10 protein-coding genes and 1 pseudogene are annotated in these 10,638 nt (G+C 73.1%); 4 read left to right on the top strand and 7 right to left on the bottom strand.

The window, feature by feature from the left end; all coding sequences use genetic code 11:
- Positions 1-27 precede the first annotated feature (27 nt).
- The 5 genes from ABD324_RS05610 to ABD324_RS05590 form a co-directional block, all read right to left on the bottom strand.
- A complete protein-coding gene (locus tag ABD324_RS05610) occupies positions 28-1,581 on the bottom strand; it encodes a long-chain-fatty-acid--CoA ligase (protein ID WP_344413039.1) in 1,554 nt (517 codons plus the stop codon).
- Positions 1,582-1,696: 115 nt separating this feature from the next.
- Positions 1,697-3,235, bottom strand: a complete 1,539-nt coding sequence (locus ABD324_RS05605; protein WP_344413441.1) for an acyl-CoA synthetase — start codon at positions 3,233-3,235, stop codon at positions 1,697-1,699.
- 101 nt (positions 3,236-3,336) lie between these two features.
- Positions 3,337-3,522 (bottom strand): hypothetical protein, encoded by a 186-nt coding sequence (locus tag ABD324_RS05600; RefSeq protein WP_344413037.1) that lies wholly within the window; start codon positions 3,520-3,522, stop codon positions 3,337-3,339.
- A gap of 215 nt (positions 3,523-3,737) precedes the next feature.
- Positions 3,738-4,076: a histone-like nucleoid-structuring protein Lsr2 gene (locus ABD324_RS05595; RefSeq protein ID WP_344413035.1), complete on the bottom strand. Its 339-nt coding sequence runs from the start codon at positions 4,074-4,076 to the stop codon at positions 3,738-3,740.
- Positions 4,077-4,343: 267 nt separating this feature from the next.
- Entirely contained in the window at positions 4,344-5,492 is a 1,149-nt protein-coding gene (locus tag ABD324_RS05590; RefSeq protein WP_344413033.1) for an MBL fold metallo-hydrolase, read from the bottom strand.
- A 131-nt stretch (positions 5,493-5,623) separates the two neighbouring features.
- Here ABD324_RS05590 and ABD324_RS05585 point away from each other — a divergent pair, with 131 nt between their 5' ends.
- Entirely contained in the window at positions 5,624-6,400 is a 777-nt protein-coding gene (locus ABD324_RS05585) for an enoyl-CoA hydratase-related protein (protein WP_344413031.1), read from the top strand.
- 12 nt (positions 6,401-6,412) lie between these two features.
- A pseudogene (locus ABD324_RS05580) lies at positions 6,413-6,700 on the top strand (MarR family transcriptional regulator); the annotation flags it as partial.
- Between the two features lie 98 nt (positions 6,701-6,798).
- On the opposite strand, the gene ABD324_RS05575 reads toward ABD324_RS05580, so the two are convergent.
- Positions 6,799-7,566 carry a hypothetical protein gene (locus ABD324_RS05575; RefSeq protein ID WP_344413029.1) on the bottom strand — a complete coding sequence of 256 codons (768 nt, stop codon included), beginning with the start codon at positions 7,564-7,566 and terminating at the stop codon, positions 6,799-6,801.
- Positions 7,567-7,586: 20 nt separating this feature from the next.
- On the opposite strand from ABD324_RS05575, the gene ABD324_RS05570 reads away from it, so the two are divergent.
- Together ABD324_RS05570 and ABD324_RS05565 are read left to right on the top strand one after the other, a co-directional pair.
- A complete protein-coding gene (locus ABD324_RS05570; protein WP_344413027.1) occupies positions 7,587-7,769 on the top strand; it encodes a hypothetical protein in 183 nt (60 codons plus the stop codon).
- Between the two features lie 103 nt (positions 7,770-7,872).
- Entirely contained in the window at positions 7,873-9,405 is a 1,533-nt protein-coding gene (locus ABD324_RS05565) for an AMP-binding protein (protein WP_344413439.1), read from the top strand.
- On the opposite strand, the gene ABD324_RS05560 is transcribed toward ABD324_RS05565, so the two are convergent.
- Positions 9,406-10,629 (bottom strand): L,D-transpeptidase, encoded by a 1,224-nt coding sequence (locus ABD324_RS05560; protein WP_344413024.1) that lies wholly within the window; start codon positions 10,627-10,629, stop codon positions 9,406-9,408.
- Between the last annotated feature and the right edge of the window lie 9 nt (positions 10,630-10,638).

Raw genomic sequence — 10,638 nt, 5'->3', positions numbered from 1 at the left:
GTGCGAGGGCCCGGAGTGGTGTGCGAGCTAGTGGACGGCGGGGCGGTGGCGCTCGCGCAGGACGGTCTTGAGGACCTTGCCGGAGGGGTTGCGGGGCAGCTCGTCCACGATCACCAGGTGCTTCGGGCGCTTGTAGCCCGCGAGGTGCTCCCGGCAGTACTCGGTGATCGACTCCTCGGTGGGCGGGGCCGCCGGGTCCACCGGCACGACGATCGCGAGCGGCGACTCGCCCCACTTCACGTCCGGCACGCCGATCAGGGCGACGTCGGCCACCTCCGGGTGCCCGGCCAGGACGTTCTCCACCTCCGCGCAGTAGATGTTCTCGCCGCCCGAGATGATCATGTCCTTCTTGCGGTCGACCACGAAGTAGTAGCCGTCGGAGTCCTCGCGCACGAGGTCTCCGGAGTGGAACCAGCCGCCGCGGAAGGCCTCCGCCGTCTCCGCGGGCTTGTTCCAGTAGCCGGTCATGACCATCGGCCCGCGGTAGACGATCTCGCCGACCTCGCCCCGCGGCACGTCGTTCATCTCGTCGTCGACCACCCGGACCTCGACGTTGATCATCGGCGTGCCGACCGAGCCGAGCTTGCGGATCGAGTCCTCGCCCTTGAGCGTCGTGGTGACCGGGCTGCACTCGGTCTGCCCGAAGGCGGTGACGACGTCCGCCTGCGGGAACGTGTCGATCATCGTGCGCAGCAACGTGTCCGAGGCCGGTGCGGCACCCCAGCTCAGCTTCGTCAGCGCCGCCAGGTCCCGGTCCTTCACCCCGGGCACCGCCACCATCGCCGCCCACTGGGCCGGCACGTAGAAGCAGGAGGTCACGCGCTCGCGCTCCAGCGTGTCCAGTGCCGCAGCGGGATCGAAGCCGACGGACGGCGGGATCACCACGGTCCCGCCCGTGAACAGCGACGGCAGCATTCCGGAGAGCCCGGCGATGTGGAACAGGGGCGCGCCCGACAACCACACCATGTGCCCACCGGTCGAGCCCAGGTGCAGGGTGTTCGAGAAGGCGTGCAGGTAGAGGTTGCGGTGGCTGAGCATCGCGCCCTTCGGGCGGCCCGTCGTGCCCGAGGTGTACATGATGTACGCCGTCGCGTCGTCCGGGACCGCGATCTCGTGGTCCTCGCCGGACGCGGCGGCCAGGATCTCCTCGAGATCCCCGCCGATCGTCACCACCTGGCGCAGCTCGGGCGTCCGGGCCGCGTCGAGCTGGGGCCGCATGCCGGCGTCGACGATCGCCGCCACGGCCCCGCTGTCGCGCAGGACGTAGGCGATCTCGTCCGCCACCAGCCGGAAGTTGACGGGCACACAGATGCCGCCGGCGCGCAGCACGGCGATGTAGGACTCGATGAGCTCGACGCTGTTCAGGCCGAGCACCGCGACCCGGTCGCCTGGCTCCACCCCGCCCGTGACCAGCGCGTTCGCCAGCCGGGTGATCCGGTCGCCCGCCTGGCCGTACGTGCGCCGCACGCCCTCGCTGACGAACACCTCGGCCTCCGGGCGGGAGCGGGCCCACCGGGCCAGCACGTCGCTCATGGTCATGCCGCGCCCGGTCAGGGCGGACCCCGCAGACAGCTCCGTCATGGGGCCAGACTGCTCACTTGACGGTCGTTCGGCAAGGGCACACCGGGCCACCCGAGGCCCGCCCGAACCTCGTGAATGGGAATAGTCGCCATGGCGACCATTCCCACTCACGGGATCAGTGGGGGTAGCGGTCCCGCAGCTCCTGCTTCACGAGCTTGCCGGTGGGGGTGCGGGGGAGGAAGTCCGTGAAGTCGACGGTGCGGGGGGCCTTGTAGTGCGCGATCCGCTCGCGCACGAACTCGATCAGCTCCCGCTCCAGCTCCGGGCCCGCGTCGACCCCCTCGGCCGGCTGCACGACGGCCTTCACGGCCTCGCCCATCTCGTCGTCCGGCACGCCGATCACCGCCACGTCGAGCACGGCGGGATGGGTGACGAGCACGTCCTCCACCTCGCGGGGGTAGATGTTCACCCCACCCGAGATGATCGTGAAGGCCTTGCGGTCGGTGAGGAACAGGTAGCCGTCCTCGTCGAGGAAGCCGAGATCCCCCGTCGTCGTCCAGTTCTCGTGGTCCGGGTGCTGCGCGGCGGCGGTCTTCGCGGGGTCGTTGTGGTACTGGAAGGGCCGCTCGTCGCGCTCGAAGTAGATGGTGCCGATCTCGTACGGCGCCAGTACCTTTCCCTCGTCGTCGCTGATCCGGACGATGCCCAGGCCCGCGCGGCCGACGGAGCCGGGCCGCTCCAGCCACTCGGCGGAGGTGATGAAGGTGATCCCGTTGGACTCGGTCGACGAGTAGTACTCGTAGAGCACCGGGCCCCACCAGTCGATCATCGCCTGCTTGACCTCGGGCGGGCAGGGCGCCGCCGCGTGGATGGCGACCTTCAGTGTGGAGTGGTCGTAGCGGCGCCGGACCTCCTCCGGCAGCTTCAGTAGCCGGACGAACATGGTGGGCACCCACTGGCTGTGCGTGACCGAGTGGCGCTCGATCGCGGCCAGCGCGGCCTCGGGCTCGAAGCGCTCCATGATCACCGCGGTGCCGCCGATGGCCTGCACGGTGGCGCTGAACCGCAGCGGTGCCGCGTGGTAGAGCGGCGCGGGGGAGAGGTACACGGTCTCGGTGTCGAAGCCGTACATCGGGCCGAAGAGGTCGATGTAGGTGTCGCCCGGCCCGTCGACCTGGGTGTCCGTGAGGGCCGGCTTGATCCCCTTGGGACGGCCGGTGGTGCCGGAGGAGTAGAGCATGTCGGCGCCGCGGGGCTGCTCGGCCATCGGCTCCGCCGACACGCCCGCGAGGGCGGTGTCGTAGTCCGTGTACCGGTCGGATCCCGGGATCGGGCCGCCGAACGCGAGCATCAGGTCCACGGACACCGCGTCGCCGACGGCGGCGGCGAGCCCGGCCACCCCGGCGGACACGATCAGCGCCTTCGCCCCGCAGTCCGTGACGATGTACGCGGCCTCGGGGGCGGACAGGTGATGGTTGACGAGCGTGACGTAGAGCCCCGAGCGGCGGGCCGCCCAGTAGACCTCGAACACCCGCGGGGTGTTCTCCGAGACGAGGGCGACGACGTCCCCGCGGCGCAGACCCACCTCGTGCAGGTGGCGCGCCAGCCGGGCCGAGCCCTCCTCGAGCTCGCGGAACGTCAGGGTGGCGCCGCTGCCGGCCATCACCACCGCGGGCTTGTCCGGGGTGGTCGCGGCATGCGTACCCGGGTACATGTCCGTCCTCTCGTCGCCGAAAGGGGATCCTCCCATCACGAGCGGGCTCCTGGCCTCGGACGGTGAGGAAGTCGACCTCTCCGGGCGACGAGTGCCGGGGCTCAGGCGCTCTCGGCGCGCCCGCCCTCCATGGACAGCTCGCCGGATCCGGCACAACGCTGGGCGACGACCACCGTGCCGCGGGCGGAGTAGCTGTTGTGCAGGCGGAGCGTCGCATCCAGGTGCACGTGCTTGAGCCGCACGCACACCGGACAGGTTCCGTAGCCGACCGTGACCTTCTCGCTCACCGGAAACACCTCTCGTCTCCACCGCGTGCCCGGATCGGGGTGCCGGGAGCGGTGGAGCGAGTCTAGGGCGCGACACAGCGTCACGGCGTCACTCCGACGGGCGAGAGGACGGGTGTACGGCCCCCTGCGCCCGGCGGAACAGCGTGAATGGTCACGTATTGCGCCGATCACATTCCGCCGCGACCGGCGGGCGGACGGTCGATCCGGCTGCTCGCTCAGTGAGCGGCGTGGTACGCCTCGAGCACATTCGACGGGATGCGGCCGCGCTCGGAGATCTTCATCCCCTGGGCGACGGCCCATTCCCGAATCGCCTGGTTCTGCTGGCGATCGGAAACGGGGCGGGCGGCGACCGCGGTGCCCCCGCCGGAGCTGCGCCGGCCGCCGGTGCGGCGGGCCGCCCCAATGTAGGGGGCGAGCAGGCCCCGCAGTTTCTCGGAGTTCTTCGCGGAGAGGTCGATCTCGTACGACTTCCCGTCGACGGAGAACTCGACCTGCTCCGCCGCCTCGCCGCCGTCCAGGTCGTCGATCAGCGTGACCGTCGTCTGCTTCGCCACGTCCGTGCCTTTCTCTGGGTGCTCTGCCTGCGCATTCGTGGCCGGGCTCCCCGGGCAGCACGGAATCGCGGCCGGAGCCGCCCGGGTGTCCGCGCTGGGTGGAGGGAACCGTGAAGGAATGCGTTGCCGCCACAATAGGGGAAGACCGCGGAGAATGTCGATTCGGGTCCGCCGACTTCTGTGGTGAACGTTCGGGGTGGCACCCCTTCGGCGGCAGCCGCCGGGCCCGGGGATCCGCTTTACGGCCGATTCCCGCAGCGGGACGGATCAGGCGACCGAACTCCACCAGTCGAGCGTCGGGCGCTCGCCGGTGAGATCGATCCGCCGGCCGGGAACGGGCAGGGCGAGCGGGATTCCCGCCTTTTCCGCCGCGGCCCGCAACCGCGTGACCGGCTCGGACCAGGCGTGGAAGGCCAGGTCGAAGGTCGCCCAGTGCACCGGGAGGAGCACGCCGCCGCGCAGATCCGTGTGGGCGGTCACGGCCTCCTCCGGATTCATGTGGATGTCCGGCCACAGGGGCGCGTAGGCGCCGATCGGCAGCACGGTGAGATCGAACGGCCCGAGTTCCGCGCCGGTCCGGGCGAATGCGGCCGTGTAACCGGTGTCGCCCCCGAAATAGGCGCGGTGCCGCGGGCCCGCCACGGCCCAGGAGGACCAGAGCGTGCCGTCCCGGCGCAGCCCGCGTCCGGAGAAGTGCCGGGCCTCGGCACAGGTCAGCGTCAGCTCGCCGAGCCGTACCGACCCGTCCCAGTCCAGCTCGACGATCCGGGAGGCCGGCACGCCCCAGCCGCGCAGGTGCTCGCCGATGCCGAGCGGGACCACGAACGGCGCCTCCCCGTGCCGCGGGTCCGCCAGCAGCCCGCGGACGGTGGGCAGGTCGAGGTGGTCGTAGTGGTCGTGGGAGATCAGGATCGCCTCGACGGGCGGCAGGTCGTCGAGCGCGACCGGCACGGGATGCAGGCGGCGCGGCCCCACCCGGCGCGAGGGCGAGACGCGCTCGCTCCACACCGGATCCGCGAGGAGCCGGTGACCGTCGATCTCGAGCAGCACACTGGAATGCCCGAACCAGGTGACGGCGAGCTCGCCGGCGGGGGTGTCGCGGCCCGGCCCGCCGGCCAGCGGCACCGTGCCGCGGGGCTTGCCCGCCCCGCGCTCGAAGGCCGCCGCCCACAGGAGCGCGCGCACGCTGCTCACGGTCGATCCGGGCAGCGCGGAGCCCGGTTCGGTGTTGTGGAACACGCCGTCCCGGGCGTGCGGGGAGGCGTCCGCGGCGCGGCGCAGCCGCTCGGCCGGGGCACCCATCGCCCGGGGGATGCCCCAGGCCGCGGCGGTCACCGCGCCGGCCCCGCCCACCAGGGCGAGGATCGCCGCGGCGAGGAACCCGGAACGGACGGGAAGAGGTGCGAGACGGCCCACCCGGCCAGCGTACGGTCCGTCGCGGACCGGCGATCTCCGGTGGAGGGGCGCGCCGACCCGCAGGTCCGGCCGACGCGGGCGGGCGTGGGAGACCTCGTCCCGGCGGTGGCCGGGACCCCTACGGTGGGGACGTGACGATCACCGGGGAACAGCGGGTCCTGACGGAGCGGTGCGGGCCGGAGGGCCGGGTGCTCCTGATCCGGATGAACCGTCCGGACAAGCGCAACGCCGTCGACGCCCCGATGACCGCCGGGCTCGACGCCGCGCTCAACCTCCTCGAGGACGATCCCGAGCTCCGGTGCGGCGTCCTCGCCGGCGGGCCGCCCGCCTTCTGCGCGGGCACGGACCTGGCCGAGGGCCCGGGCGACCCGACCCCGCGCGGCGGGAACTACGGGGTGGTCCGCCGGACCCGGACGACCCCGCTGATCGCCGCGGTCGAGGGCGTCGCCTACGGCGGCGGCTTCGAGATCGTGCTGGCCTGCGACCTGGTCGTGGCCGGGCGCTCGGCGCGCTTCGCGCTGCCCGAGGTGGCCCGCGGCGTGATCGCCAACTGCGGGGCGCTGTTCCGCACGCCGCGGCCGCTGCCGCTCACCGTCGCCAAGCGGATGCTGCTCACGGGCCTGCCGATCGGGGCGGACCGGGCGGCCGAGCTCGGCCTCGTCACCGACCTGGTGGACGACGGCGGCGCGGAGGCCGCCGCGCTCGCGCTGGCCGAGGTGATCTGCGGGAACGGGCCGGTCGCCGTCCGGGAGACGCTGCGGGCGGTCGACGAGCTCGCCGGGCTCGCCGACGAGCAGGGCTGGCAGGTGACCCGGCGCGCCGCGGACACCGTGCTCGCGTCCGCGGACCGCCGGGAGGGCGTGGCCGCGTTCCTGGAGAAGCGGCCGCCCGTCTGGACCGGCCGGTAACCTCTGCAGACCATGACCGAACCGGACGATCCGCCGGCCGGGCGGGACGAGCTCGTCCGGTTGCTGCAGGCCTACGCCACCGAGTCGGCGCGGCTCGCCCAGGCCTTCTCGGAGCGCCACGGGCTGCACACCACGGACCTCTACGCGCTGATCGCGGTGCTGGGGGCGGAGGCGGGCGGCGAGCCGCTGACGGCGGGCCGGCTCGGCACCCACCTGGGCCTGTCCTCGGGTGCGACGACGGCGCTGGTCGACCGCCTCGAACGACAGCGGCACGTCCGCCGGGACCGGGATGCGCGGGACCGCCGCCGGGTCGTGCTCCGCTACGGCGACGGCGCGGCGGCGGTCGGCCGGGAGTTCTTCGGCCCGCTGGGCACCCGGATGGACGCGCTGCTCTGCGGCTACTCCGCCGAGGACCGGGCCGTGGTGGCCCGCTTCCTCCAGGGCGTCACCCAGCTCGCGGCGGACCGCAGGCGCGAGGTCGAGGCGCCCTCGACCGACGGGGCCGCGGGCAGCGTCACCGAGATCTCGCCGCCGAGCCGGTAGGGCGGGGTCAGCTCCAGCTCGTCGCCGCTCCAGAAGCGGCCGGGGTCGTACCAGTTGGCGCGCTTGGCGGTGGGCAGCAGGCCCATCTCCTCGTAGGTCACGGCGACCACCTCGGCGCAGTAGGCGGTGGCCAGCTCGGCGCCCAGGTCGCTGTCCGTCCCTCTGCCGGAGCGCAGGCGCGGCGCCCGCCCGCGCAGCCAGCGCCCCGCCAGCCGGGCGGTGGACGGGAACGGGGTGCCGTCGAGGCGGGCGACCGTGCGCAGCGCGGCGTCCTCCATCTCGCGGGTGACCCCGCCCGCGTCGCGGCCGCCGGGACCCTCGAGCTGGCGGAGCCACGGCCGCTGCGCGTACCGGTGCCCCCACTGGAGGACGGCGGCGCGCAGGTCGTGCAGCTGCACCCCGCGCTGGTGCTTCCCTGCCCACAGATCGGGCAGACGCTGCCCCAGCTCGGCGTGCCACATCAGCGGCGGGAGGTCGTCGACCACGATCGCCATGCCCACGTGGTTGACCGGCGCGTTCGTCACACCGCGGATGGCCCGGTCCGCCCCGCTGCTCCCGCGGAAGAGCCACAGGTCGCCGGTGCGGCAGAGGTCGATCGCCGCGTCGAGGTCGATTCCGGACATGGGTCGGTACCCTACGGCGCGTGAGAATCCGCGGGGCGATCAAGGCGGCGACGGTGTGGAAGGCCCTCGGCGTGGCCGGGCTGGCGGGGGTGGCGGCGACGGGTGCCGTGGTGGCGCGCTCGGAGCGCCGCCGCCGCGCGTACACCCCGGACGAGATCCGGGCGAAGCTGCAGGAGCGTGTGGCCGGGGGCGACCGGCCCTGACCCGGTTGCGGAGGATCCTCCGTTGCGCTCGACCGGGGCGGTGGCGCAGGCTTCGGGGGTGAGCGACGCTGCCTCCCTCCTCGACTCCCTGTCCTTCGAGCCGATGACCCCGACCGCGTATCTCGACCGGGCCGCCGCCGCGCACGGCGAGCGGGTCGGCGTGGTCGACGGGGAGCTCCGGTTCACCTACACCGAGCTGCGGGACCGCTGCATGCGGCTGGCCGGGGCGCTGGCGCCCCTGGCGTCGGAGCGGCCCGTCGCGGTGCTCGCGCCCAACACCCACGTGCTCCTCGAGGCGAACTTCGGCGTCCCGTGGGCGGGATCGGCACTCGTCGCGATCAACACCCGGCTCTCGGCGGGCGAGGTCGCCTACATCCTGGAGCACTCGAAGGCCGCCGTGCTCGTGCACGATCCGGTGTTCGACGAGCTGGTGGACACGGTGCTCGCCCGGCTCCCGAGCCCGCCGGTGCGGATCCGGTCCGGCGCCGAGTACGAGGACCTGCTCGCCGCGGCGGAGCCGTTGCACCGCACGCCCTCCGACGAGCGCTCGCTGCTCTCGATCAACTACACCTCGGGCACGACGGGGCGCCCGAAGGGCGTGATGTACCACCACCGGGGCGCGTTCCTGCAGGCCGTGGCCATGACCGCGCACACGGGGCTCACGCCGTCGAGCGTCCACCTGTGGACGCTGCCGATGTTCCACTGCAACGGCTGGTGCTTCCCGTGGGCGGTCACCGCGGCGGCCGCGACGCACGTCTGCCTGCCGAAGGTGGATCCGGCGGAGGTGTGGCGGCTGATCCGGGAGGAGGGCGTGACGCACCTCAACGGTGCCCCGACCGTCCTGTCGATGATCGCCTACGCCGCCGGTGCCTCGCCGCTGTCCGGGCCCCCGGTGCGGGTGGCGACGGGCGGGGCGCCGCCGTCGCCGGCGATCCTGCGGCGGATGGCCGAGCTCGGCTTCGAGGTCACGCACCTGTACGGCCTCACCGAGACCTACGGCCCGGCGATGCTGTGCGACTGGCGCCCCGAGTGGGACTCGGCCGACGCGGAGGCGCAGGCGCGGCTCAAGGCGCGCCAGGGCGTCGGCAACATCATCTCGTGCGTGCCGCGGGTGATCGCCGACGACGGCACGGACGTCCCGGCGGACGGGGTGACGACCGGGCAGATCGCCCTGCGCGGCAACAACATCATGCTGGGCTACCTGGACGATCCGGAGGCGACCCTGGCGGCGGCGCCGGACGGCTGGTTCCGCACCGGGGACATCGGCGTCATCCATCCCGACGGGTACGTGGAGCTGCGGGACCGGTCCAAGGACGTGATCATCTCCGGCGGGGAGAACATCGCGTCGGTCGAGGTGGAGCAGGCGATCATGGACCATCCCGCGGTCCTGGAGGCCGCGGTGATCGCGGTGCCGGACGAGCGGTGGGGAGAGGTCCCGGCCGCCTTCGTGACCCTGCAGGAGGGGGCGAGCGCCACCGAGGAGGAGATCCGCGAGCACGTCCGCGGCCGGCTCGCGCGGTTCAAGGCGCCCAAGACCGTGACCTTCGGCGACCTGCCCAAGACCTCCACCGGCAAGATCCAGAAGTTCGTCCTGCGGGACAAGGCCTGGGCCGGCCACGAGCGCCGGATCCAGTGATCAGGCGGTCAGCGCGCTCATCTTCGTCCAGTCGTCCCAGGTGATCGCCCAGTCGTAGATGTCGCCGTCGGCGGCGGAGAGCTTCACGCTGCTGCCGGTGACCTCGACCGGGTCGCCGAACATCGCGGTGTCGAAGTACGCCTTGGCGTTCGCCGTGGACAGGTTGATGCAGCCGTGGCTGATGTTCCGCTTGCCCTGCGCCCAGTTCGACGCCGGGTTCGCGTGGATGAACTCGCCGTTGTTGGAGATCCGGACCGCCCAGTACTCCGGCACGTTCTCGTAGCCGTAGTCCGGGTTGGACATGAGGACCTTCTCCGACTTGGCCATGACGATGTGCGTGCCGGAGCGGGTCACGCGGTTCGGGTCGGTCTCCAGGCCGTAGGAGGCCGGGAGGTCCATGACCTGCTGGCCGTCGCGGACGACCTGGATGCGGTGGCTGTCCTCGTCCGCCTTGACGATCTGGCTGCGGCCGATGGTGAAGGAGGACCCGACGTCGGCGGTGCCCCAGCCGGCGGTGCCCAGGTCGAGCCCGTAGAGCGGCGCCTTGACCGTGACCTGCGTGTTCGCCGGCCAGTAGTCCTTCGGGCGCCAGTGCACGCGGGAGCCGACCTGGTCGTCCGGCAGCCAGGCCCAGGCGCCCTGGACGGGCACGGACGTGGTGACCGTGAGGCCGCGCTCGACGGCGGCCTTCGCCTCGGCCGAGAGGTCGCGGTTGAAGTGGACCTCGATCGGGGCGGCGACGCCGACGGTCTGCCCGTCGCCGATGTTGAGCGAGCCCTTGACGGTCCTCTTCGGGGTGACCGTGCTGAACGTGCCGGTCAGCGGGGTGGCGGTGCCGTCCGGGGCGACCATCGAGCCGCTCCACGTGTACTTGCCCTTGTAGGCCAGCGGCGCCGTGGCCGTCCACTGAGCGGTGTCCGCGGAGTAGCTGCCGGGGACGGGCTTGCCGTCCGCACCGGTGAGGGCCACGTCCTTGAGCGTGCCGGCGGAGGCGGACGCGTGGGCGAGGCCGCTGGGCGCGACGTCCGCCGCGTCGGCGGCGGGCTGCAGCGTCAGGACCGGGACGACCGCGGCCGGCGCCGGCGCGGCCGGGGCGGGGGCCTGCTGGGGGTGGGTGGGCCCGGCGGCGGCCGTGGCGCAGCCGCCGATCAGCGCCGCGGCCGCGACCAGGAAGGCCGCCGCGGCGAAGGCACGGCGCCGCACGCCCGCCGGCGATGACCCCATCGCACTCGA

Source organism: Pseudonocardia ailaonensis (assembly GCF_039531635.1).
Taxonomy (GTDB): Bacteria; Actinomycetota; Actinomycetes; order Mycobacteriales; family Pseudonocardiaceae; genus Pseudonocardia; species Pseudonocardia ailaonensis.
Note: the sequence above shows the minus strand (reverse complement) of the source record. Positions and strands in the feature narration are given on the sequence as shown.

Excerpts from the sequence above, each read along its gene's own strand:
- ABD324_RS05575 (WP_344413029.1), bottom strand. The coding sequence starts at position 7,566 with ATGTCCGGAATCGACCTCGACGCGGCGATCGACCTCTGCCGCACCGGC.
- ABD324_RS05605 (WP_344413441.1), bottom strand. The coding sequence starts at position 3,235 with ATGTACCCGGGTACGCATGCCGCGACCACCCCGGACAAGCCCGCGGTG.
- ABD324_RS05560 (WP_344413024.1), bottom strand. The coding sequence starts at position 10,629 with ATGGGGTCATCGCCGGCGGGCGTGCGGCGCCGTGCCTTCGCCGCGGCG.
- ABD324_RS05565 (WP_344413439.1), top strand. The coding sequence starts at position 7,873 with ATGACCCCGACCGCGTATCTCGACCGGGCCGCCGCCGCGCACGGCGAG.
- ABD324_RS05610 (WP_344413039.1), bottom strand. The coding sequence starts at position 1,581 with ATGACGGAGCTGTCTGCGGGGTCCGCCCTGACCGGGCGCGGCATGACC.